General features: G+C 71.7%; 21 protein-coding genes. 4 read left to right on the top strand and 17 right to left on the bottom strand.

The annotated features are described in order from the left end of the window. Window positions 1-22: 22 nt before the first annotated feature. The 3 genes from gatB to gatC all read right to left on the bottom strand — a co-directional run bounded on the left by gatB (window position 23) and on the right by gatC (window position 3517). Window positions 23-1570 (bottom strand): Asp-tRNA(Asn)/Glu-tRNA(Gln) amidotransferase subunit GatB, encoded by a 1548-nt coding sequence (gatB, locus tag ABD241_RS02715; RefSeq protein ID WP_344058182.1) that lies wholly within the window; start codon window positions 1568-1570, stop codon window positions 23-25. Between the two features lies 1 nt (window position 1571). After that, window positions 1572-3101 (bottom strand): Asp-tRNA(Asn)/Glu-tRNA(Gln) amidotransferase subunit GatA, encoded by a 1530-nt coding sequence (gatA, locus tag ABD241_RS02710; RefSeq protein WP_344059494.1) that lies wholly within the window; start codon window positions 3099-3101, stop codon window positions 1572-1574. A 119-nt stretch (window positions 3102-3220) separates the two neighbouring features. Then, entirely contained in the window at window positions 3221-3517 is a 297-nt protein-coding gene (gene gatC, locus ABD241_RS02705) for an Asp-tRNA(Asn)/Glu-tRNA(Gln) amidotransferase subunit GatC (protein ID WP_344058180.1), read from the bottom strand. A 142-nt stretch (window positions 3518-3659) separates the two neighbouring features. On the opposite strand from gatC, the gene ABD241_RS02700 reads away from it, so the two are divergent. Further along, window positions 3660-4199: an RAD23 family protein gene (locus tag ABD241_RS02700; protein ID WP_344058178.1), complete on the top strand. Its 540-nt coding sequence runs from the start codon at window positions 3660-3662 to the stop codon at window positions 4197-4199. A gap of 15 nt (window positions 4200-4214) precedes the next feature. Here the strand turns inward: ABD241_RS02700 and ABD241_RS02695 are convergent, their stop codons facing one another. From ABD241_RS02695 to ligA, 6 genes are all read right to left on the bottom strand, one after another. Next, the gene (locus ABD241_RS02695) at window positions 4215-5234 is read right to left on the bottom strand and encodes a branched-chain amino acid ABC transporter permease (protein WP_344058176.1); all 1020 of its coding nucleotides are present in this window, start codon (window positions 5232-5234) and stop codon (window positions 4215-4217) included. Then, window positions 5231-6100 (bottom strand): ABC transporter permease subunit, encoded by an 870-nt coding sequence (locus tag ABD241_RS02690; protein WP_142184420.1) that lies wholly within the window; start codon window positions 6098-6100, stop codon window positions 5231-5233. The genes ABD241_RS02695 and ABD241_RS02690 overlap by 4 nt, the downstream gene beginning before the upstream one ends. 127 nt (window positions 6101-6227) lie before the next feature. After that, window positions 6228-7472 (bottom strand): ABC transporter substrate-binding protein, encoded by a 1245-nt coding sequence (locus tag ABD241_RS02685; protein WP_344058173.1) that lies wholly within the window; start codon window positions 7470-7472, stop codon window positions 6228-6230. Window positions 7473-7609: 137 nt separating this feature from the next. After that, entirely contained in the window at window positions 7610-8377 is a 768-nt protein-coding gene (locus ABD241_RS02680) for an ABC transporter ATP-binding protein (protein WP_344058171.1), read from the bottom strand. Then, entirely contained in the window at window positions 8370-9134 is a 765-nt protein-coding gene (locus ABD241_RS02675) for an ABC transporter ATP-binding protein (RefSeq protein ID WP_344058169.1), read from the bottom strand. The genes ABD241_RS02680 and ABD241_RS02675 overlap by 8 nt, the downstream gene beginning before the upstream one ends. 170 nt (window positions 9135-9304) lie before the next feature. After that, complete coding sequence (gene ligA / locus ABD241_RS02670) at window positions 9305-11464, bottom strand: NAD-dependent DNA ligase LigA (protein WP_344058167.1); 2160 nt, start codon at window positions 11462-11464, stop codon at window positions 9305-9307. Between the two features lie 168 nt (window positions 11465-11632). Between ligA and ABD241_RS02665 the strand changes: the two genes are divergently transcribed. Both ABD241_RS02665 and ABD241_RS02660 read left to right on the top strand, forming a co-directional pair. Then, the gene (locus ABD241_RS02665; protein ID WP_344058165.1) at window positions 11633-13144 is read left to right on the top strand and encodes a long-chain-fatty-acid--CoA ligase; all 1512 of its coding nucleotides are present in this window, start codon (window positions 11633-11635) and stop codon (window positions 13142-13144) included. A gap of 155 nt (window positions 13145-13299) precedes the next feature. After that, window positions 13300-14538 (top strand): L,D-transpeptidase, encoded by a 1239-nt coding sequence (locus tag ABD241_RS02660; RefSeq protein ID WP_344058162.1) that lies wholly within the window; start codon window positions 13300-13302, stop codon window positions 14536-14538. A gap of 41 nt (window positions 14539-14579) precedes the next feature. On the opposite strand, the gene ABD241_RS02655 is transcribed toward ABD241_RS02660, so the two are convergent. Continuing rightward, the gene (locus ABD241_RS02655; protein ID WP_344058160.1) at window positions 14580-15560 is read right to left on the bottom strand and encodes a uroporphyrinogen decarboxylase/cobalamine-independent methonine synthase family protein; all 981 of its coding nucleotides are present in this window, start codon (window positions 15558-15560) and stop codon (window positions 14580-14582) included. 43 nt (window positions 15561-15603) lie between these two features. Between ABD241_RS02655 and ABD241_RS02650 the strand changes: the two genes are divergently transcribed. Further along, complete coding sequence (locus tag ABD241_RS02650; RefSeq protein WP_344058157.1) at window positions 15604-16494, top strand: GNAT family N-acetyltransferase; 891 nt, start codon at window positions 15604-15606, stop codon at window positions 16492-16494. A gap of 18 nt (window positions 16495-16512) precedes the next feature. Here the strand turns inward: ABD241_RS02650 and mnmA are convergent, their stop codons facing one another. The 7 genes from mnmA to ABD241_RS02615 all read right to left on the bottom strand — a co-directional run bounded on the left by mnmA (window position 16513) and on the right by ABD241_RS02615 (window position 22558). Continuing rightward, window positions 16513-17619, bottom strand: coding sequence for a tRNA 2-thiouridine(34) synthase MnmA (gene mnmA, locus ABD241_RS02645; protein WP_344058155.1), 1107 nt, complete (start codon window positions 17617-17619; stop codon window positions 16513-16515). After that, the gene (locus ABD241_RS02640) at window positions 17616-18806 is read right to left on the bottom strand and encodes a cysteine desulfurase family protein (protein WP_344058153.1); all 1191 of its coding nucleotides are present in this window, start codon (window positions 18804-18806) and stop codon (window positions 17616-17618) included. The genes mnmA and ABD241_RS02640 overlap by 4 nt, the downstream gene beginning before the upstream one ends. Window positions 18807-18952: 146 nt before the next feature. Then, window positions 18953-19909, bottom strand: coding sequence for an electron transfer flavoprotein subunit alpha/FixB family protein (locus ABD241_RS02635; protein ID WP_344058151.1), 957 nt, complete (start codon window positions 19907-19909; stop codon window positions 18953-18955). A gap of 41 nt (window positions 19910-19950) precedes the next feature. Then, entirely contained in the window at window positions 19951-20733 is a 783-nt protein-coding gene (locus tag ABD241_RS02630; protein ID WP_344058149.1) for an electron transfer flavoprotein subunit beta/FixA family protein, read from the bottom strand. Between the two features lie 195 nt (window positions 20734-20928). Continuing rightward, a complete protein-coding gene (locus tag ABD241_RS02625; RefSeq protein WP_344058147.1) occupies window positions 20929-21261 on the bottom strand; it encodes a YqfO family protein in 333 nt (110 codons plus the stop codon). A gap of 5 nt (window positions 21262-21266) precedes the next feature. Continuing rightward, on the bottom strand, window positions 21267-22046 hold the full coding sequence (locus ABD241_RS02620) for an enoyl-CoA hydratase/isomerase family protein (RefSeq protein WP_344058145.1): 780 nt from the start codon (window positions 22044-22046) through the stop codon (window positions 21267-21269). Then, a complete protein-coding gene (locus ABD241_RS02615; RefSeq protein WP_142184446.1) occupies window positions 22046-22558 on the bottom strand; it encodes a YbjN domain-containing protein in 513 nt (170 codons plus the stop codon). The genes ABD241_RS02620 and ABD241_RS02615 overlap by 1 nt, the downstream gene beginning before the upstream one ends. Window positions 22559-22627 lie beyond the last annotated feature (69 nt).

Below are 22627 nucleotides of genomic sequence, written 5' to 3'. Positions count from 1 at the left end.
ACCAGAAGTGGCCTTTCGACGGTTACTGCAGCTTGGCGAGGATGAGCTCGCGGGCCTTGCCGGCGTCGGCCTGGCCCTTCATCTGCTTCATCACCTGGCCGATGAGCGCCCCCGCGGCCTGCACCTTGCCGTCGCGGATCTTCGCCGCCACGTCGGGGTTGGCCTCGATGACCTGGTCGACGGCCGCCTCGAGGGCCCCGTCGTCCTGGACGAGCTCGAGGCCGCGGGCGTCGGCGACCGCCGTCGGGGTGCCCTCGCCGGCGAGGACGCCGTCGAGCACCTGCCGCGCGAGCGAGTCGTTGAGCCGCCCCGAGACGACGAGACCGTCGAGCTCGGCGATGTGCGCCGGCGTGAGGCCGAGCCCGGCGGCATACGTGACGATGTCCTGGCCCTCGGCGTTGGCGCGGCGTGACGGCTCACCGAGCCACCACTTCCGGGCGGCTGCCGGGCTCGCGCCCGCCGCCACGGTCTCCTCGATGAGCTGGACGGCGCCGGCGTTGACGACGTCGCGCATCTCGAGGTCGCTGTAGCCCCAGTCGGACTGGAGCCGGCGGCGGCGCAGACCGGGAGGCTCCGGCAGCGTTGCGCGCAGCGCCTCCACCGTCTCGCGCGTCGGAGCGACCGGCACGAGGTCGGGCTCGGGGAAGTAGCGGTAGTCCTCGGCGTCGGACTTGACGCGGCCCGACGTCGTGATGCCGGTGTCCTCGTGCCAGTGGCGGGTCTCCTGCAGGATCGAGCCGCCGGCGTCGAGGATCGCGGCGTGCCGCGAGATCTCGTAGCGCACGGCCCGCTCGACCGAGCGCAGGGAGTTGACGTTCTTCGTCTCGGTGCGGGTGCCGAGCGGCACGGTCAGCTGCTCGGCGCTCGTCGGCTCACCGACGCGCGGGCGCAGCGACACGTTGGCGTCGCAGCGCATCGAGCCCTGCTCCATGCGGACGTCGCTGACGTCGAGGGCGCGCAGCAGGTCACGCAGCGCCGAGACGTACGCCTTGGCGACCTCGGGCGCTCGCTCCCCCGCCCCGACCATCGGCTTGGTGACGATCTCGATGAGCGGGATGCCGGCGCGGTTGTAGTCGACGAGCGAGTGGTCGGCGCCGTGGATGCGCCCGGTCGCGCCGCCGATGTGCAGCGACTTGCCGGTGTCCTCCTCCATGTGCGCGCGCTCGATCTCGACGCGGTAGGTGCTGCCGTCCTCGAGCTCGACGTCGAGGTAGCCCTCGTAGGCGATCGGCTCGTCGTACTGCGACGTCTGGAAGTTCTTCGGCATGTCCGGGTAGAAGTAGTTCTTCCGGGCGAAGCGGCACCACTCGGCGATCTCGCAGTTGAGGGCCAGGCCGATCCGGATGGCCGACTCGACGGCCTTCTCGTTGACGACGGGCAGGGCTCCGGGCAGGCCGAGGCAGACCGGGCACACCTGCGAGTTGGGCTCGGCGCCGAACTCGGTCGGGCACCCGCAGAACATCTTGGTCGCGGTGTGCAGCTCGACGTGGACCTCGAGTCCCATGACCGGGTCGAACCTGGCCATGGCCTCGTCGTAGTCCATGACCGCGTCACTGGCGACGGTGGTCATCTCAGGCTCCCTTCGCAGCAGCGGCGCCACCCAGGTCGGGCGCGCGGTCGAGGATCGGGCCACCCCAGCGGTCGACGAGGGCGGCCTCCAGGGCGGCGCCGACGGCGTAGAGCCGCTCGTCCTTCATCGCGGGGGCGAGGATCTGGATGCCCGCCGGCAGCCCGTCCTCGTCGGCGAGGCCGGACGGGATGGACATGCCCGGGACGCCGGCGAGGTTGGCCGGGATGGTCGCGATGTCGTTGAGGTACATCGCCATCGGGTCCTCGAGCTTGTCGCCGAGCCGGAACGCCGTCGTCGGCGCCGTCGGGCTGACGAGCACGTCGACCTTCTCGTACGCGTTGGCGAAGTCCTGGGCGATGAGCGTGCGGACCTTCTGGGCCGAGCCGTAGTACGCGTCGTAGTAGCCCGAGCTCAGCGCGTACGTGCCGAGGATGATGCGGCGCTTGACCTCGTCGCCGAAGCCGGCGTCGCGCGTGGCCGCCATCACCTGCTCCGCGCTGGGAGCGTCGACGCCCTCGGGCAGCACCCGCAGGCCGTAGCGCATGGCGTCGAACTTGGCGAGGTTGCTGGAGGCCTCGCTGGGGAGGATGAGGTAGTAGGCCGCGAGGGCGTAGTCGAAGTTGGGGCAGCTGACCTCGACGACCTCGGCACCGAGCTCCTCGAGCAGGGCGACCGACTCGTCGAAGCGGGTGCGCACGCCCGGCTGGTAGCCCTCGCCGCCGAGCTCCTTGACGACGCCGATCCTCATCCCCCGCACGTCGGCGGCGCGGGCCGCCTCGACGACGGGCGGCACCGGCGCGTCGATGGACGTCGAGTCCATCGGGTCGTGGCCGGCCATGACGGCGTGGAGCAGCGCGGTGTCGAGCACGGTGCGGCCGCACGGGCCGGCCTGGTCGAGCGAGCTCGCGAGGGCCACGAGGCCGTAGCGGGAGACCCCGCCGTAGGTCGGCTTGGTGCCGACGGTCGCCGTGACGGCGGCGGGCTGGCGGATCGAGCCGCCGGTGTCGGTGCCCGTCGCGAGCGGCGCCTGGAACGAGGCGAGGACCGAGCTCGAGCCACCACCCGAACCGCCGGGGATGCGGCCCAAGTCCCACGGGTTGCGGGAGGGGCCGTACGCGGAGTGCTCGGTGGACGAGCCCATCGCGAACTCGTCCATGTTCGTCTTGCCGAGGATGGGCAGGCCGGCCTCGCGCAGCTTCGTCACGACGGTCGCGTCGTAGGGCGGGATCCAGCCCTCGAGGATACGGCTGCCGCACGTCGTCGGGACGCCCTTGGTCGTCATGACGTCCTTGACGGCGATCGGCACACCGGCGAGCGCGCCGAGGCTCTCGCCGGCCTGGCGTCGCCGGTCGACCGCCCGGGCCTGCGCGAGGGCACCGTCGGTGTCGACGTGGAGGTAGGAGTGCACCTGCCCGTCCACGGCGGCGATCCGGTCGAGGTGCGCCTGGGTCACCTCCACGGAGCTGATCGTCTTGCTCGCGAGGGAGTCGGCCAGCTCGGCGGCGGTGGCCCTCGTCAGGTCGGTTGGCAGGTCGGTCACGTCGGTGCCTTCGATTCGTAGCGGCGACAAAGGATCTCGGGGTGCCCGTCACGGGCGGAGGGGGTATGCCGGGTGCCCGGCGACGCGGCATACGCGGGCTTCGGCGTCGCTCAGTCCTCGTCGAGGATGCGCGGCACGGAGAAGCGCTGCTGCTCGGCCTCGGGGGCGCCGGCGAGGACCGCCTCGGCGCCGAGGCTGGGCCGGACCACGTCGGGACGGGTCACGTTGGTCAGCGGCATCGGGTGCGACATGGGGGCGACCCCCTCGGTCGCAGCCTGCTGGACCTTGGCGACCGAGTCGAGGATGACCGCGAGCTCGCCGACCATGCGGTCGAGCTCGGCCTCGGACAGGTCGATGCGGGCCAGACCAGCCAGGTGGGCCACGTCGTCACGGGACAGGGAGGACATGGGGGCCAGTCTATGGGCCCGGCCGCGGCGGCCCGACCGGGTATCCGGGCCCGTGGGAACTCGTGCGCGCACGGCCGTGTCCTGAGCCGGGTGTGGCTCGTTGTGCACTGCGGATCCACGAACCGCGCAAGGAGACCCCTCGATGACGAGCCAGGCCACCCCCTCGACCGCCGCGCCCTCGACGCCGGCCGGCGAGCCCTCCGCAGCACCGTCTGCAACACCCTCTGCAACACCGTCGACAGCACCGTCTGCGACACCGAGCCAGCCGCCCGCCACACCCGGCGACCGGGCCTCCGCCAAGGCCGACGCTGCCGCGCCGGCGCGGCGCGCCCCCGACGTGCGCGCCGGCGCCCGGCGGGCCCTCAGCCTCACCGGGGCGGGTGTCCGGCGCCTGCGCACGATGCTCGGCGAGGCGGTCTGGCTGGTCTGCCTGCTGGCCGCCGCGGCCCTGCTGCTGGGCACGGCACTCATCGCCGTCGGCGCCAACACCCACAACGCGCTCGTGCAGGGGGTGCTGCACGCCGCCGACTGGGCCGACCTCGGCGTCTTCAGCCGCACGGCGGGCATCAAGCAGTTCATGGGCGACGGCGCCGCCGTCAAGAACGCCCTGACCAACTGGGGCCTCGGTGCCGTCGCGTGGCTCGTCGTCGGGCGCATCGCCCGACGAGTCCTCACCCCCTGAGACCCCGGCGTCCGCTCAGTCGCGCGGCCGGCTCCGGCGCCCGATCACGTAGCGGCGCAGCACGTTGCGTGCCGTGCCCCAGATCCCGTGCCGGAAGAGCAGGACGATCACCACGAAGATCGCGCCGGTGATCAGGCCGATCCCCTCGAACCCCGAGCTGGCGAGATAGTCCTCCAGCGTCACGACGACCCCCGCCCCGACGAGCCCACCCCAGAGGGTGCCGATCCCGCCGAGGACCGTGACGAGCACGACCTTGCCCGACGTGGTCCACATCAGCTCCTGCAGCGACGCGAACTGGTGGCTGACCGCGAAGACGCCGCCCGCGAGGCCGGCCAGGCCGGCCGAGATGACGAAGGCGGTGATCTTGTACCGCTCCACGTCGTAGCCGAGCGCCCGGGCGCGCGCCGGGTTGTCGCGTACGGCCGTCAGCACCCGACCGAAGGGCGAGTTGACGACCCGCCAGGCGAGCAGGATGCCGAGCACGATGATCACCGCACCGGCGTAGTAGAAGTAGAAGGGGTCGGTCTCGACCGGCTCGATGCCGAAGAAGTTCCTCGGGATGCCCTGCAGCCCGTTCTCGCCGCCGGTGAGGTCGCGCGCCTGGTTGGCCACGAAGTAGAGCATCTGTGCGAAGGCCAGCGTCACCATGGCGAAGTAGATGCCCGTGCGCCGCACCGACAGGTAGCCGATCGGCCACGCGATGACCATCGCGAAGACCGCCCCGCCGAGGACCGCGACCGGGAACGGGACGCCCCAGTGCGTCGCGATCAGGCCGGTGCAGTACGCCGAGCCGCCCCAGAACGCAGCGTGGCCGAAGCTCAGCAGCCCGGTGAACCCCAGCAGCAGGTCGACGCTGATCGCGAAGAGGCCCCAGCACAGGATGTCCATCGCGACGGGTGGGTAGACCCAGTACGGCAGCAGCACGAGGACCACGAGGCCCCCGAGCAGCAGGACGTAGCGCAGCGGGTTGCGCCGCGACAGGATCGAGGGTTGGGCCAGGTCGACGTCGACCTTGGCGGTCAGCTGCTCGCTCATGCGACCTCCTCCCGTCCGAAGAGCCCCGAGGGCCGGACGAGGACGACGACCGCCATCAGCACGAAGATGACGATCTGGGCGTAGGCGGGGGCGTAGGCCACGCCGTAGGCCTCGACGAGGCCGACGAGGAAGCCGGCGACCACCGCGCCGAGGATGGAGCCGAGGCCGCCGATGACGACGACGGCGAAGAGGATGATGATGAAGTTGCTGCCCATCTCGGCGGTGATGGCGCGGGTCGGCGCGGCCAGGACGCCGGCGAGGCCGGCCAGGGCGATGCCGAAGCCGAAGACCGGGGTGACCCATCGGCCCACGTTGATCCCGAGCGCCCGGGTGCGTTCGGGCGCCTCGGTCGCAGCGCGCACGATCATGCCGATCCGGGTCCTCGTCAGCAGCAGGCCCACGGCCGCGCAGACGAGGACGGAGAAGACGCACGCGAAGATCGCGTAGACCGACAGGTTGACGCTGCCGATGGTGACCTGCCCGCCCAGCCCGGCCGGCACCTCGTAGGGCAGGCCGGACACGCCGTAGCGCTGCTTGACCGCCTCGACGAGGATCAGGGTGAGGCCGAAGGTCAGCAGGAAGTTGTACAGCGGGTCGAGCGCGAGGAGCCAGCGCACGAGGAGCCGCTCCATCAGCACCCCGAAGCCGAACATGAGGATCGGGACCACCACGAGCGCCACCCAGAAGCCGGCGTGCAGCTCGGCGAGGAGCACCGCGGAGATGACGGCGCCGAGCATGTAGCAGGCGCCGTGCGAGAAGTTGACGACACCGAGCACGCCGAAGATGACGGCCAGGCCCAGGGCCGACAGCGCGTAGAAGCCGCCTGCCGCCAGCCCCTGGAAGGTGTACTGGATGAATGCGCTCATGTCTCTCGTTCGGTTCGCGGTCGATCGGGGCGGTCCGGCTGCGGGGCGGGTGAGCCCGGGGTATGCCGTCCGGTCGCGTCGCCGGGAAGCGACCGGACGGCATACCCGCCCTGCAGCGGGGCCGGGGTCAGCTCATCGAGCAGGCGGGGTTGGCCGCGCCGTACGCCTCGGCCGCGGGGATCGTCTTGACGATGTCCTCGTAGTCCCAGTCCTCGGGGGCCGAGCTCTTGACCTTGGCGAGGTAGACGTCGTGGATGACGGCGTGGTCGGCCTTGCGGATCTCACCGTTGCGCAGGAAGACGTCGTCGACCTTCTTGCCCTCGAGCTTGGCGACGACGGCGTCCGAGTCGTCCGTGCCGGCCGCCTGGACCGCCTCGAGGTAGTTCATCGCGGCCGAGTAGTTGGCGGCGTGCGCGAAGGACGGCCGGGTGTTCGTCTTCTCCTTGAAGCGGTCGGCCCACTTCTTGTTCTGCGCGTCGAAGTTCCAGTACCACGGGTCGGTGAACTGGGTGCCGGCGAACTGGTCGACGCCGAGCGTGTGGATGTCGGTGATGAACATCAGGCCGACGGCGAGCTGCACCTTGCCCTTGAGCGGGCTCTGGTTGAACTGCTTGACGAAGTTGATGAGGTCGCCACCGGCGTGCATCGTGCCGATGACCTTGGGGTTGCCCTCGCCGGCCTTGGTGATGAAGGTGGCGAAGTTGTCGCTCGGGAAGGGCGAGGCGATCGACTGCCCGACCGTGCCGCCGGCGGCCGTGATCTCCTTGGTGAAGGACTTGTTCATGTCCTGGCCGAAGGCGTAGTCGGGGTAGACGATGTTCCAGCTCGTCCCGCCCTGCTTCGTGATCGTGCCGGCGGTGCCGCGGGCGAGGACCGCGGTGTTGTAGGCCCAGTGGAAGGTGTACTTGTTGCACTTGGCACCGGTCAGGGCCGTCGTGCCGGCACCGATGTTGATGTAGAGCTTCTTCTTGTTCTTCGCCTGCGTGGCGACGGCGAGGGCGGCGGCGGAGTTGGGCACGTCGAGGATGACGTCGGCCTTCTGCCGGTCGTACATCTCCTGCGCCTTGGAGTTGGCGATGTCCGCCTTGTTCTGGTGGTCGGCCTGGACGATCTCGATGTCCTTGGCGACCGCCTTCTCGCCGTACTTGGCCTTGTAGTCGTCGATGGCCATCTGGATCGCGACCGCCGAGTTGGGGCCGGACAGGTCCTTGTAGACGCCCGACTGGTCGTTGAGCAGGCCGATGACGACCTTGTCGTCGGTCAGCTTGGTCGAGCCGCCGGACTGCGGGCCGCCGGCCCCTCCGCACGCGGCGAGCGCGAGCGACGCGCTCGCCGCGATGGCGACGGTGCCCTGGACTGTCCTGCTACGCATGTCCCCTCCTGGGGTGTGGTGACGAGATGTGACGGGTGTGGTGGTGTGCGCCGTGGTCCGGGGCGTGGTGAGTCCGGGCCGTGGCGTGGAGGACGGGTGGCCCCGGGTGCCGGTGGGCGTGCGGGGCGGGACGGCGGCTACATGCCGAGGTAGGTGAGCAGCTCGCCCTCACGGGCGCGGAAGTCCTCGTTGCCGAGGTGCTCGACGACCCTGCCCTGGGCGAGCAGGTAGTGCCGGTCGGCCACGGTCGAGGCGAACTTGACGTTCTGCTCGACGAGCAGGACGGCGACCCCGTGGCCCTTGATCTCGCGGATGATCTCCCCGATGCGCGACACGATGACGGGGGCCAGGCCCTCGCTCGGCTCGTCGAGGAGCAGCAGGCGCGAGCCCATCCGCAGGACCCGGGCCATGGCCAGCATCTGCTGCTCGCCGCCGGAGAGCCGGGTGCCGGGGAAGTCGCGGCGCTCGTGCAGGACCGGGAAGAACTCGTAGACCCGCTCGAGCGGCCAGGCGTCGGCGTGCACGACCGGTGGCAGCAGGAGGTTCTCGGCGACGGTGAGGCTCGAGTAGATCCCGCGGTCGTCGGGGACCCAGCCGATGCCGGCCCGGGCTCGTGCGTCCGCGGAGCGCTTGGCGAGGTCGGTCCCGTCGAAGCCGACGCTGCCCTCCGTCTGTCGGTGCAGGCCCATGACCGACCGCAGCAGGGTCGTCTTGCCCGCGCCGTTGCGTCCGACCAGCGTGACCACCTCGCCGGGCGCGACGTCGATGCTGACGTCGGTCAGGACGCGGGCCTCGCCGTACCAGGCGGACAGCCCGGAGACCTCGAGCATGCGCGAGCGGGACTGTGTCGCAAGGGCGCCCGTCGTCAGGTCGGTCGAGCCGGCCGTGCGGGTGTCGTCACTCATGGGCTGCTCCGAGGTATGCCGTGATGACCCGCTCGTCGGTCCGCACCTGCTCGTAGGGCCCCTCCGCGAGCACATAGCCGGACTGCAGCACGGTGACGCGGTCGGCGAGCGAGCCGACGACGTGCATGTTGTGGTCGACGAAGACCACGGTGCGGCCGGCGGCGAGCTGCTTGACGAGAGCGATGGTGCGGTCGACGTCCTCGATGCCCATCCCCGCGGTCGGCTCGTCGAGGAGCAGCAGCTTGGGGTCGAGCGCCATGGCGATGGCCAGCTCGAGCGCGCGCTTCTGGCCGTAGGCGAGCGACGACGCGGGCACCTGCGCCTTGTCGGCGAGCCCGACCTGCTCGAGCAGCTCCATCGCCCGCTCCTTGAACCTCGCCATCCGCGTCACCGAGCGCCACCACTGCCGGCCCAGTCCGGTGGGGCCGGCGAGCGCCAGCTCGAGGTGCTCGCGCAGGGTCATCGCCTCGAAGAGGCTGGTGATCTGGAAGGAGCGGGCGATGCCGAGCGGGGCGATCTGCTCGGGGGCGCGGCCGGTGATGTCGTGCCCGTCGAAGAGCACCGTGCCCGAGCTGGGGGTGAGGAAGCCGGTGAGCAGGTTGAAGAGCGTCGTCTTGCCGGCACCGTTGGGGCCGACGAGGGCGTGCACCGTGCCGCTGGCAACGGTGAGATCGACCTCCGACACGGCACGGAAGCCGCGGAACTCCTTGGTCAGGGCCCTGGTCTCGAGCATGGGCGTAGCCGTCAAGACCTGCACCTCCTCGTGCGTCGCGCTGCGGTGAGCGGGGCCGACCCGCTGGGTCGACTACGCAGACTCTAGGGAGGCGGCAGCACGAAATGACGGTGCTGGCTCACACACCTGGGGCTCCCGAGTGGGCCCCGCACACACACCCCGACAACCGCCGGGCAGCGGGGACGTCGAGGCGGTCAGTCCGGCGAGCCGGTCTCGAGCAGCCGGCGGAAGCCCTCCTCGTCGAGGACGGTCAGGCCGAGCTCCTCGGCCTTGGCAGCCTTCGTCCCGGCGTTGGCGCCGACGACGACGTAGTCGGTCTTCCTCGACACCGACCCGGACGCCTTGCCGCCGCGGCTGATGATGGCTTCCTTGGTCTCGTCGCGCGAGAAGCCCTCGAGCGAGCCGGTGACGACGACCGTCTTGCCCTCGAGGGTGCGCTCCACCGACTCGTCGACCTCGTCGGCCATCCGGACGCCGGCGTCGGCCCACTTGCGCACGATCTCGCGGTGCCAGTCGACCTCGAACCAGGCGGTCACCGCCTCGGCGATGACGCCGCCCACGCCCTCGGCCTGGGCCAGCTCCTCCGTCGATGCGGCCCTGATGGCCTCCATCGACCCGAAGTGCGTCGCGAGCGCCCGCGCGGCCGTCGGCCCGACGTGGCGGATCGAGAGAGCGACGAGGACCCGCCACAGCGGCTGGCTCTTGGCCTTCTCGAGCTCGGCGAGCAGCGTCTCGCCACCGGCGGAGAGCACGCGGCCGTCGACGACCCGGTCGGCGGGGTCGGTCTTCTTGGCCGCGCGCGTGTAGAGCGGCACCCGCGCCAGCTTCTCGCGGGTGATGCCGTACTCCCCCGCGTGCGGGCCGTCCTCCGGCGGGGCGAAGAGGTCGCCCTCGTCGGTGACGATGCCGGAGTCGAGCAGGGCGATGGACCCCTCCCAGCCGAGCGCCTCGATGTCGAGACCGCCGCGGGACGCGAGTGCGAACACCCGCTCGCGCAGCTGGCTCGGGCAGGAGCGCGTGTTGGGGCAGCGGATGTCCTTGTCGCCCTCCTTCTCCGGGGCGAGCGGCGTGCCACAGGCCGGGCACACGGTCGGCATGACGAACTCGCGCTCGCTGCCGTCACGCAGGTCGACGACCGGGCCGACGATCTCGGGGATGACGTCGCCGGCCTTGCGCAGCACGACCGTGTCGCCGATGAGCACGCCCTTGCGAGCCACCTCGTACGCGTTGTGCAGGGTTGCCTGCTCCACGGTCGAGCCCGCCACGACGACCGGCTGCATGACGCCGTAGGGCGTGACCCGACCGGTGCGACCGACGTTGACGCGGATGTCGAGGAGCTTGGTGTTGACCTCCTCGGGCGGGTACTTGAACGCGATGGCCCAGCGGGGCGCCCGGGAGGTCGCGCCGAGCTGGCGCTGCAGCGGCACCTCGTCGACCTTGACGACGATGCCGTCGATCTCGTGGGCACGGTCGTGCCGGTGCTCACCGTGGTAGGTCACGAACTCCTCGACGGCGGCGATGTCGGGCAGGACGCGGACCTCGTCGGAGGTGGGCAGCCCCCAGGCCCGCAGGACGGCATACGCCTCGCTCTGGCGCTCGACGTCGAAGCCGCGGCGGGCCCCGATCCCGTGCACGAGCATGCGCAGCGGCCGGCTGGCCGTCACCTTGGGGTCCTTCTGGCGCAGCGAGCCCGCGGCCGCGTTGCGCGGGTTGGCGAACGGCGCCTTGCCCGCCTCGACGAGGCTCGCGTTGAGGTCGGCGAAGGCGGCGGTCGGGAAGAACACCTCGCCGCGCACCTCGACGAGCTCGGGGACCTCGTCGCCCGACAGCCGCTCCGGGATGCCCTCGATCGTGCGGACGTTGTGGGTGACGTCCTCACCGGTGCGCCCGTCGCCGCGGGTGAGCGCCCGCACGAGGCGGCCCTTCTCGTAGAGCAGGTTGATCGCGAGCCCGTCGATCTTGAGCTCGGTGAGGTAGTGGGCCCCGGTGCCCACCTCCCGCTCGACCCGCTCGGCCCAGGTGCGCAGCTCCTCGAACGAGAAGGCGTTGTCGAGGCTCAGCATCCGCTCGACGTGGTCGACGGTCTCGAACCCGGTGGCGAAGGCGGCCCCGCCGACGTTCTGGGTCGGGCTCTGCGGCGTGCGCAGCGAGGGGTAGGCCTCCTCGATCGCGTTGAGGCGCCGCATGATCTGGTCGTACTCGCCGTCGCTGATCGTCGGCGCGTCCTTGACGTGATAGGCGAACTGGGCCGTGGTCGCCTGCTCGGCCAGGTCGGCCCACTCCTGGTGGACCTCCGTCGGGACGTCGTCGGTGACGGGCTCGGGGGCGGGCGCAGGGGCGGTCGTCTCGCTCACGCGCTCATCCTGCCAGCCACCTCCGACCGTGCGTCGCCTCACATCTTCCCGGGCCCGTGTCGCGCACCTGTTCAGGAGGCGACCCAGCGGTAACAATGGCCCGGAGCCCGCCGGTCCCACTGGATGCAGCCCGCACCCGCACGACCCGTCCGCTGCAAAGGAGCAGAGATGACCAACCTCGCCGCCAACCTCGCCGCCACCGCGGCCCGCGTGCCCGACAAGGTCGGCATCCGGCTCGACTCGGCCGAGGTGACCTGGTCGGCGCTGCACCGTGCGGCGGCGACCGTGGCGGCCCAGCTGCAGGCCGCGGGCCTCCGGGCCGGCGACCGCGTCTCGCTCATCCTCCCCAACGTCCCGGCCTACCCGGTGGCCTTCTACGGCACCCTGCTGGCCGGCGGCATCGTGGTGCCGATGAACCCGCTGCTCAAGGCCGGCGAGATCCAGTACTTCTACGAGGACAGCGGCGCCCGCTTCAGCTTCGTGTGGCCCGACTTCGCCGACGAGGCGGCCAAGGCCGCCGCCGAGACCGGCACGCGACTGGTCGTCTGCGGGCCGATGGGACCCGCCGAGGGCCAGTTCGACGCGAGCGAGTCCTCGGGCTCCGCGGTCCTCGAGCCCGTGGACCGCGCCGACCACGACACGGCGGTCATCCTCTACACGAGCGGCACCACCGGCAAGCCCAAGGGCGCCGAGCTCACCCACTTCAACCTGCACCGCAACGCCGAGCGCTCGGCCTCGGACATCATGCAGATCACCGAGGACGACGTCATCATGGGCTGCCTGCCGCTCTTCCACGTCTTCGGCCTGACGTGCGGGCTCAACACCTCGGTCCAGCGTGGCTGCACGCTCACGCTCCTGCCCCGGTTCGACCCGGCCAAGGCCATCGAGATGTTCGGGCGCGACCGCGTGACGATCTTCCAGGGCGTCCCGACCATGTATGCCGCGATCCTCAACCACCCGAACGCGGGCCAGGCCGACACGAGCAGCCTGCGCACCTGCGTGTCCGGCGGGTCCGCGATGCCCGAGGCCGTCATGTCGGCGTTCGAGAAGAAGTTCGGGTGCCAGATCCTCGAGGGCTACGGCCTGTCCGAGACCTCGCCCGTGGCCTCCTTCAACATGCCCGACAAGCCGACCAAGCCGGGCACCATCGGCCGAGCGATCCCCGGCTGCGAGATGAAGCTCGTCGACGTCGACGGCTCCGACACGCCTCCCGGCGGGATCGGTGAGATCGCCATCCGCGGCGAGAACATCATGAAGGGCTACTGGAACCGGCCCGAGGCCACCCGGGAGGCCATCCCCGACGGCTGGTTCCGCTCCGGTGACCTCGCCACCGTCGACGACGAGGGCTACTTCACGATCGTCGACCGCAAGAAGGACATGATCATCCGAGGCGGGATGAACATCTACCCGCGCGAGGTGGAGGAGGTCCTCTACACCCACCCCGACGTGCTCGAGGCCGCCGTGGTCGGCGTGCCCGACGAGCTCATGGGCGAGGAGGTCGGCGCGGCGGTCGTGCTCCGGCCGGGGTCCACCTCGACGCTCGAGGACGTCCAGACCTACGTCAAGGAACGGCTTGCCGCCTACAAGTACCCCCGGCGGATCTGGCTCCTCGACGAGCTGCCGAAGGGCCCCACGGGCAAGATCCTGCGCCGCGAGGTGCGGCCGGTCGAGGCTCCCTGACCAGCGCGACACGCCACACGTTGCACGCGCCGTGAGTTTTGGAGTATTGCCCTGAATCGGTGACACTGGATCGGGGTCACCACCGACGAGCCGCGCCCTACCCACCCTGTCCCGCCCGGGGCTCCGGGCGCTGCGTCTGCGAAGGGTATACACGCGTGAAGTCCAGCATCCGTTCCGCCGCGCTCTCGGGTATGGCCGTCCTGGCCATGCTCGGCGTCACGGCCTGCAGCTCCGGCGCTCCTGCCGACAGCGGCAAGCCGGGCACGTCTGCGACGGCCGGGGCGAGCGGCTCCGGCACCGAGTCGGGGACAGCGTCGCCGACCACGGCGTCCGTGGCCTTCAAGACCACGCCCGGCGACGACGCGAACGACGTGCCCGTCGACACCCGCGTGACCGCCTCGGCCGAGAAGGGCACCCTGACCAACGCCTCCTTGTCCTACGTGAGCAAGAAGGGCAACCGCGTCGCGGTCGAGGGCAAGCTCGACGGCGGCACGTGGACCGCCGGAGACCTGCTCGAGCCGGGAGTGAAGTACACCCTGGCGATGGAGGCCAAGGACGCCGACGGCAAGACCACCGAGACGACGCAGACCTTCCGCACCGTCGACCTCACGCTCAACCAGCAGGTCTACGTCGCGGTGTCCCCACGCGACGGCGGAACCGTCGGAATCGGCATGCCGGTCGTCGTCCGCTTCGACCTGCCGGTCAAGGACAAGGCGGCCTTCGAGAAGCAGATGAAGGTCACGTCCACCCCCGCCCAGGCCGGCTCCTGGTACTGGCTGAGCTCGCAGGAGGCGCACTGGCGCCCCAGGGCGTACTGGAAGCCGGGCACCAAGGTGCACGTAGAGGCCGACCTCAACGGCGTCCCCGCCGGCGGCGGCCGTTGGGGCCAGATGTCGCGCACGGCCGACTTCACGATCGGCCGCTCGGTCATCGCCAAGGTCAACCTCAAGACCGACCAGATGGACGTCATGATCAACGGCAAGCTCGCGCGCCGCATCCCGGTCACCGGTGGTCGTCCCGGCTTCATCACCCGCTCGGGCGTCAAGGTGATCATGGACAAGCAGACCAACATCACCATGAAGGCCGAGACCATCGGCCTGAAGAAGGACGACCCGAACTACTACGCCGACACCAAGGTGAAGTACGCGATGCGCGTCACCAACTCGGGTGAGTTCCTGCACTCGGCGCCGTGGTCGGTCGCGGACCAGGGGCACCGCAACGTCAGCCACGGCTGCACCGGCATGAGCGAGCCCAACGCCGGCTGGCTCTACGACAACGTCACGATCGGCGACGTCGTGGAGACCACCGGCACCGACCGCCCCATGACCATGGGCAACGGCTACGCCGACTGGAACCTCAGCCCGACCCTGTGGGCGGCCGGCTCCGCGCTCTGACCGGAACACCACGAGGCGTCACGAGACGTCGTGAGGCCTTGTCAGGCGGCGCTGCGCTCCCCCAGCTCGGCGGCCGTCTCGACGGCCGCCCGCTGAACCGCCCGCGCGACGTGCAGCGCGACCGTGCCGAGGCCGCAGGCCGGCGTCACGACCACCTCGGTCAGCCCTGCCGGCGCCAGTCCCGTGCGACGCCAGGCGTCGACGAGCGGGCCCGCGAGCTCCTGCGGCCGCGTGCGGCTGCCGTCGGTGGGCACCGCCCCGGCGTGGAGCCGTATGCCGTCCTCCACCGCCACGGCGATGCCCTCCCACTCGCGGGGGCGCAGGAGCGAGGTGTCGAGCGAGAGCGCCGACGGGTGCACCCCGCGCAGCAGCGGGAGGGGCGGGTTCGCCGCACAGCAGTGGACCACCGTGTCGCCGTCGTGTGCCTGCAGGACCGTCGTGAGGCCGGCCGCGGCGACCTGGGGGTCGAGGCTGGGCAGCCGGCCGAAGCCGGACACCGTGGGCAGCCGCCCGGCCAGCACCGTCGGCAGGCTCGGCTCGTCCACCTGCAGCACGACCTGCGCGCCGGGCACGAGCCGGCGGACGGCCGCCACGTGCACGCGTACGCCCTCGGCGAGCGAGTCGACGAGGTCGCGGCACGCGCCCGGATCGACCACGACGCGCTCCCCGCGCGTGAGCCAGAGGTTGGCCGCCAGCGTCCACGGGCCGACGACCTGGAGCTTGAGCGGCCCGACGTGGCCGTCGAACGCCTCGGCGAGCTCGTCGAGGTCCTCACGCCACAGGGCGGCGGTGCGGGCGGCGTCCTTGCCGGGGCGGTCGACGAGTCGCCACCCGGTCGGCTGCAGGTCGACGGGCAGCTCCACGAGCAGGCCCGTCGTGCGCCCCACCATGTCGGCACCCGGGCCGCGCGCAGGCAGCTCGGGCAGGTAGGGCAGCTGCCCGTCGAGCAGCTCACGCACCTGCGCGAGGGCGTCGCGCACGGAGGTGCCGGGCCAGGAGCCGATGCCGGTTGCGAGGGTCACCGCGCCAGCCTAGGCGCCTGCTCTCGCAGGTAGCGTGGCGCCCGTGCAGCGCCACGACTTCTCCGGCCCCGCGGACCTGCGGGCGATGCAGGACCTGTGCTCCCGGACTTGGTCGCCGACGAGCCGCTTCCACCCGGGCCAGCTGGCGTGGAGCCGCTACTACCGCCCCGTCGACCCCGAGGCCCTCGACGACGGGGAGGCCGTCGCGGTGTGGACCCGGGACGGCGCGGTGACCGGCTTCGGGTGGGCCGAGGCGCCCGACTGGCTCGAGCTGCAGGTCGACTCCGCCTGTCCCGAGGTGGCGGCCCTGGTCGTCGAGTGGTTCGAGGAGTGGAGCGACGCCGAGGAGCAGTCCGTCATGGTGGTCGAGGGCGACGCAGCCGTCGAGCGCGCCCTGGCCGCCGCGGGGTTCGAACCGGAGCCCGGGGCCCCCTTCTTCACCCACCACGTCCTGCGGCTGGACGCCATCTCGCCCGTCCCCCACGTCCCGGGGTACGCGTTCCGGCCCGTGCAGGCCGGCGAGGCTGCGGCGAGGGCCGGCGTCCACGCCCGTGCGTGGTCTGATGTGGCCCCCTCGCGGGTGGACGCCGCGGCCTACCGGCAGCTCATGCGGGCGTGGCCGTACCGCCTCGACCTCGACTGGGTCGCCGTCGACGAACAGGGCGAGATGGTCGCCTCGGCGCTGGCGTGGCTCGACCCCGCCACGGGTGTCGGGCTCGTCGAGCCCGTCGGCTGCGTCCCGGGGCACCGGGGCCGGGGCCTGGCCGGCGCCGTGACGCTCGCCGCCCTGCACGCGCTCCGCGAGGCGGGTGGGCGGATCGCCCAGGTGACGCCGCGGGGCGACGACGACTACCCCGGACCCCGGCGGCTCTACCGGGGGCTGGGGTTCGGGCCAACGGCCCGCGTCCTCACGTGGACGCGCTCCGCGCTCTGACGTGCGTAGGTCTCCCCGTCAGGGGACGCGCTCCCGGTCGAGGCGGGCAGCGGCGATGGTCGCCGACCCGACGACCCGCGTGCCGTCGTAGAGCACCACGGACTGGCCCGGGGCCACGCCGCGGATGCGGCTGTCGAGGCGGACCTCGACCCGGTCGCCGTCGGCCCACGCCGTGGCCGCATACTCCTCTCCGTGGGCGCGCACCTGGGCGCCGACGTGCACGACGCCGTCGGGGGCGGGACCGCACCACCGGGCGTGGTCGCCCGTGATCGCGTTGACGCCGAGCAGGTCGGCCGTACCGACGACGACCTGGTTGGCCTCCGGGCGCACCTCCACGACGTATCGGGGCTGTCCGTCGGAAGCAGGCCTGCCGAGGGCCAGGCCGCGGCGCTGCCCGACGGTGTACGCGAAGGCTCCCTGGTGCTCTCCGAGGACGGTTCCGTCGCTGTCGACGATCTCCCCCGGCTTCGCGCCGAGCTGGCGCGTCAGCCAGCCGCGGGTGTCGCCGTCGGGAATGAAGCAGATGTCGTGGCTGTCGGGCTTGTTCGCGACGTAGAAGCCCCGCTCGGCCGCCTCGCGCCGGATCTCCGGCTTCGTCGTGTCGCCGAGCGGGAAGAACGAGCGCGCCAGCTGCTCGGCGTCGAGGACGCCGAGCACGTAGCTCTGGTCCTTGGCCGCGTCGACGGCCCGGTGCAGCTCGCGACGCACTCCGCCGTCGGCGCCGGTGGCCTCGACGACGCGGGCGTAGTGCCCGGTGGCGACGGCGTCGAACCCCAGGGCCAGGGCCTTGTCGAGCAGGGCGGCGAACTTGATCTTCTCGTTGCAGCGCAGGCACGGGTTGGGGGTGCGGCCGGCGGCGTACTCGGCGCGGAAGTCCTCGACGACGTCGCGCTGGAAGCGCGCCGCCATGTCCCAGACGTAGAAGGGGATGCCGAGCACGTCGGCGACCCGGCGGGCGTCCCCGGCGTCCTCGATGGTGCAGCAGCCGCGGGCGGACTCGCGCAGGGTCGCGGCGCTCTGGCTCAGGGCGAGGTGCACCCCGACGACCTCGTGGCCGGCGTCGAGCATGCGGGCGGCGGCCACGGCCGAGTCGACGCCACCGCTCATCGCTGCGACGACCCTCACGAGGCGGTCGCCTCCCGGGCGCGTCGGGCGCGCTCGATGGCCGCGGGGAGCGCCTCGATGAACGCGTCGACGTCGTCCTGCGTGGACGTGTGCCCGAGGGTCACGCGGAGGGCACCGCGCGCGTCGCTCTCGGCCACCCCCATGGCCAGCAGGACGTGGCTCGGCTGCGGCACTCCGGCCTGGCACGCTGACCCGGTCGAGCAGGAGATGCCGGCCGCGTCGAGGAGGTAGAGCAGGGAGTCGCCGTCGCAGCCGGGTACGAGCAGGTGCACGTTGCCGGGAAGGCGTGAGGAGGCGTCACCTCGGTGCCAGACGCCGGAGGGGCGGATGTCGGGCGCGAGAGCCATGGCCCGCTCGATGAGGTCGTCACGGAGGGCGACGAGCCGGGCCGCCTCGGCGGCCAGGTGGGCGGTCGCCTCCACGACGGCCTGGGCGAAACCGGCGATGGCCGGTGTGTCGAGGGTGCCCGACCGGACCTGGCGCTCCTGCCCTCCGCCGTGGGTCAGCGGGACGAGGGTCGCGTCCCGCCGCACGACGAGGGCGCCCACGCCGATGGGGCCGCCGAGCTTGTGGGCGGTCACGGACATGAGGTCGGCGCCGCTCGCGGCGAAGTCGACCGGCAGGTGACCGGCCGCCTGGACGGCGTCGGTGTGGAAGGGCACGGAGTACTCGTGGGCGACCTCGGAGATGGCCCGGACGTCCTGGACGGCCCCGACCTCGTTGTTGGCCCACATCACCGACACGAGCGCGACCGAGTCGGGGTCGGCCTCGATGGCGGCGCGCACCGTCGCCGGCTCGACGACGCCCTCGGACGTGCACTCGAGCCAGGTGACCTTGGCGCCCTCGTGCGCGACGAGGAAGTCGATGCAGTCGAGCACGGCGTGGTGCTCGGTGGCCCCGACGAGCAGCCGCACGCGCGCCGGGTCGCGGTCGCGACGGGCCCAGAAGGTGCCCTTGATCGCGAGGTTGTCGGACTCGGTGCCCCCGGAGGTGAAGACCACCTCGGAGGGGCGGGCGCCGAGGCAGCGCGCGATCTTCTCGCGGGACTCCTCGACGACGCGCCGCGCCTCCCGGCCGGTGCGGTGCAGCGAGGAGGGGTTGCCCACGACCGCGAGCCGCTCCGTCATCGCCGCGAGGGCAGCGGGGAGCATCGGCGTCGTCGCCGCATGGTCGAGGTAGACGGTCACCGGGTGATTCTAGGCCGCCGGCGCAGGGCTCCCAACTGCCGAGGGGACGGGAACGGGAACATGAAGCGGCCCCCGACCGAGTGGTCGGGGGCCGCTGTCGCGCGCCGTGCCGGGGACCGGGAAGGACCCCTGGCGAGGCAGGTGGTTCAGTCCTTGGCGGCCTTGATGGCCTCGGTCGCCTGCGGCAGGACCGAGAACAGGTCACCCACGACACCGAAGTCGACGAGCTCGAAGATCGGGGCCTCGTTGTCCTTGTTGACGGCCACGATCGTCTTGGACGTCTGCATGCCGGCGCGGTGCTGGATCGCGCCCGAGATGCCGCACGCGACGTAGAGCTGCGGGCTGACCTGCTTGCCGGTCTGGCCGACCTGCGAGGTGTGCGGGTACCAGCCGGCGTCGACGGCCGCGCGGGAGGCGCCCACCGCGGCACCGAGGCTGTCGGCGAACTCCTCGACCTTGGAGAAGTCGCCGGCCGTGCCGCGGCCGCCGGAGACCACGATCGCGGCCTCGGTCAGCTCGGGACGCCCGGTGGCCTGCTTGGGCTTGGACTCGGTGATCCGCGCGCCCTTGGCCGCCTCGGACGGCGTGAAGTCGAGGACCTCGTCGGCGGCGGCCGCCGCCGCCTCCTCCGGGGTGGCCGAGTTGGGCTTGACCGCGACGATGGGCGTGCCCTTCGTGACGGTCGCCGAGACGGTGTAGGAGCCGGCGAACACCGACTGCGTCGTCGCGACACCACCGTCGGCGGCATGGACGTCGACGGCGTCGGTGATCAGGCCCGACTCCGTCTTGACCGCGAGGCGGGCGGCGATCTCCTTGCCCTCGGGCGAGGAGGGCAGCAGGACCGCTGCCGGGGACTTCTCGGAGACGAGCTGTGCGAGCAGCTCGGCCTGGGGCACGACGAGGTGCTCGAGCACCTCCGGGGACTCGACGCGGTAGACCTTCTCGGCGCCGAAGCGGGCGAGGGCCTCCTTGGCCGTGTCGAACCCGGTGCCGACGAAGACGGCGGACGGCTCACCGAGGCGACGGGCGATCGTCAGCAGCTCGGCCGTGGTCTTGCGGACCTTGCCCTCGACGTGGTCGACGAGCACGAGTACTTCAGCCATGGTGCGGATCTCCTTTGCTGGCTGGAAAGGTCAAGAGGAAGTCAGACGAACTTGCGCTCGGTGAGGAAGGCGGCGAGCCTGCTGCCGCCGTCGCCCTCGTCGGCGACGATCTCGCCCTGCGTGCGCGGCGGGCGGGCGGCGAAGGAGTCGACCTTCGTCCACGCGGCGTCGAGACCGACCTGCGCGGGGTCGATGCCGAGGTCGGCGAGGCTCCACTGCTCGACCGGCTTCTTCTTGGCCGCCATGATCCCCTTGAACGAGGGGTAGCGCGGCTCGTTGATCTGGTCGGTGACTGACACGAGGGCCGGCAGCGTCGCCGTGATCGTCTGGGTGGAGGCGTCGCCGTCGCGGCGGATCGTGGCGACACCGCCGTCGACGCTCAGCTCGGAGGCGAAGGTCACGGCCGGCAGGCCGAGGCGCTCGGCCAGCATGGCGGGGACGACACCCATCGTGCCGTCGGTCGAGGCCATGCCGGTCATGACGAGGTCGACGTCACCCAGCTTCTTGACGGCCTCGGCGAGGACGAGCGAGGTGGCGACGGCGTCGGATCCGTGGATGGCCTCGTCGCTGACGTGCACGCCCTTGTGGGCGCCCATCTGCAGCGCCTTCTTGATGGCGTCGGCCGCGGCGTCGGGGCCGACGGTCAGGACGGTCACCTCGCCCTCGCCCGCCTCGACGATCTTCAGGGCCTCCTCGACCGCGTACTCGTCGAGCTCGGACAGCAGGCCGTCGACGTTCTCGCGGTCGGTCGTGTTGTCAGATGCGTTGAACGTGCGCTCGGCCTGTGCGTCCGGCACGTACTTGACACAGACGACGATGTTCATGGGTGAACGTCCTCTTCCGTTGCTGGTGGTGGTGCTCGTGGGAGCTGCCGGAGGTCGCCCCGGCACTGCCGACCATCCTCTCACTGAGCGCCCGCTTAGTCCGCACGCCGCGGGCGTGACGCTCACCACCAGGGCGATGGCGTATGCCGTCGGCCCGGCTCTGCGACAAAGACGTCCGACCCGGTGTGGTGAGGGTCAGCCGGGGTCGACCTCGGCGGTCTCGATGACGTGGAAGGCGGGCTCCTCGTACGGGTGCACCGCCCGCAGTGCCGCGACGACGCGGGCGCGGGCGGTGCGCGGAAGGGTCACCTCGACCCGGTGCTCGGGCAGGCGCTCGAGCGCGCCGACGGCGCCGATCGCGGGGTCGGCGCCGGGCCCGGGGCGGAACTGTCCCGAGCCCTCGACCCGCCAGGCGCACTCGGTGTAGTCGCCGACGGCGCCCGCCCCCGCGGCGAAGAGGGCCGCCAGGACGTCCTCGGTCGACTCGACCGGCGAGTAGAACACGAGGACGTCCAGCGGCTCACCCATGGGGCTCAGCGACCCTCGAACTGCGCCTTGCCCGGGCCCTGCTCGACGAACGAGGTCATGCCGATCTCGCGGTCCCTCGTCGCGAAGAGGGAGGCGAAGAGCATCCGCTCGATCTCGAGACCGGTCTCGAGGTCGACCTCGAGGCCGCGGTCGACGGCCTCCTTGGCGGCGCGGACGGCGTACGACGCGGCTCCCACGAACGTCGAGGCCCACTGGCGGGAGGCGGTGTAGACGTCGGCGGCGGGCACGACCTTGTCGGCCAGCCCGATGGCCAGCGCCTCCTGCGCGTCGACGAAGCGACCGCTGAAGATGATCTCCTTGGCCCGCGAGGATCCGACGAGGCGCGAGAGCCGTTGCGTGCCACCGGCGCCCGGGATGATGCCGAGCAGGATCTCGGGCTGGCCGAGCTTGGCGTCGTCGGCGACGACGCGGAAGTCGCAGGCCAGCGCGAGCTCGCACCCGCCGCCCAAGGCGTAGCCGGTGATGGCGGCGATGACCGGCTTGGGGATCCGCGCGACGGCGCTGATGGAGCTCGTGAGCGGTCCGGAGCGCTCGACCATGTCGGTGTACGACATGGACTGCATCTCCTTGATGTCGGCGCCCGCGGCGAACACCCGCTCACCGCCGTAGACGATGACGGCCTTGACGTCGGTGCGCGTGGACGCCTCGAGGGCGGCCTCGCGGATCTCCTCCTGGACCTGGACGTTGAGGGCGTTCATCTTCGGCCGGTCGAGGCGGATCGTGCCGACGCCGTCCTCGACCTCGAGCCGGACGAACTCGCCCATCAGGCGTCGCCGGGCGTGCCGGCAGGCGCGTCGTCCATGGGCAGCCAGGACTGGAAGAAGAAGCCGACGCTCTGGAGGATGTGGTTGACCGACAGCGGCACGAGGATGTCGAGGTCGGCGTTCGGGGTGATGACGTGCTCGGCGGAGACGACGAGGCTCTCCTGGACGAGCGAGAGCTTGACGAGGTTGAGCTGCATGGTCAGGTCGTTGCAGCGGGCGAGGCGCTCGTTGCGGTCGGGCGAGACGGGCTCGGCGAGCTGCCACTGGCCGAAGAAGCGCACGAGGGCCAGGTCGCCCTCGGCGATGCGGGCGAAGAGGGTGGTGCTCGTGCCCTGGTCGTCGACGATGGCGAACTCGAGGTCGCCGTCGCCGTCGACGCTCGCGTCGATGCCGAGGCCCTTGAGGACGTCGAGGATGCGGTCGCGCACCGGCGTGTCGCTCGCGGGAACGCCGTTCGGAGCGGCGTCGGGGGCGCTCGGCATGAAGTTGGGCAGCGAAGTCGGATCGGTCATGCGTCAACCGTAACCAGCCCGCGCCGAGAGGTCGATCCGGGCGGTCGCGCCCGGCCACCCGTACGCTCG

Source organism: Terrabacter lapilli, from assembly GCF_039531305.1.
Taxonomy (GTDB): Bacteria; Actinomycetota; Actinomycetes; order Actinomycetales; family Dermatophilaceae; genus Terrabacter; species Terrabacter lapilli.
Note: the sequence above shows the minus strand (reverse complement) of the source record. Positions and strands in the feature narration are given on the sequence as shown.

Coding starts and splice junctions, on each gene's coding strand:
- ABD241_RS02635 (WP_344058151.1), bottom strand. CDS start 19,909: ATGGCTGAAGTACTCGTGCTCGTCGACCACGTCGAGGGCAAGGTCCGC.
- ABD241_RS02615 (WP_142184446.1), bottom strand. CDS start 22,558: ATGACCGATCCGACTTCGCTGCCCAACTTCATGCCGAGCGCCCCCGAC.
- gatC (WP_344058180.1), bottom strand. CDS start 3,517: ATGTCCTCCCTGTCCCGTGACGACGTGGCCCACCTGGCTGGTCTGGCC.
- ABD241_RS02665 (WP_344058165.1), top strand. CDS start 11,633: ATGACCAACCTCGCCGCCAACCTCGCCGCCACCGCGGCCCGCGTGCCC.
- ABD241_RS02695 (WP_344058176.1), bottom strand. CDS start 5,234: ATGAGCGAGCAGCTGACCGCCAAGGTCGACGTCGACCTGGCCCAACCC.
- ABD241_RS02630 (WP_344058149.1), bottom strand. CDS start 20,733: ATGAACATCGTCGTCTGTGTCAAGTACGTGCCGGACGCACAGGCCGAG.
- ABD241_RS02620 (WP_344058145.1), bottom strand. CDS start 22,046: ATGGGCGAGTTCGTCCGGCTCGAGGTCGAGGACGGCGTCGGCACGATC.
- gatB (WP_344058182.1), bottom strand. CDS start 1,570: ATGACCACCGTCGCCAGTGACGCGGTCATGGACTACGACGAGGCCATG.
- ABD241_RS02625 (WP_344058147.1), bottom strand. CDS start 21,261: ATGGGTGAGCCGCTGGACGTCCTCGTGTTCTACTCGCCGGTCGAGTCG.
- ABD241_RS02690 (WP_142184420.1), bottom strand. CDS start 6,100: ATGAGCGCATTCATCCAGTACACCTTCCAGGGGCTGGCGGCAGGCGGC.
- ABD241_RS02680 (WP_344058171.1), bottom strand. CDS start 8,377: ATGAGTGACGACACCCGCACGGCCGGCTCGACCGACCTGACGACGGGC.
- ABD241_RS02700 (WP_344058178.1), top strand. CDS start 3,660: ATGACGAGCCAGGCCACCCCCTCGACCGCCGCGCCCTCGACGCCGGCC.
- ABD241_RS02685 (WP_344058173.1), bottom strand. CDS start 7,472: ATGCGTAGCAGGACAGTCCAGGGCACCGTCGCCATCGCGGCGAGCGCG.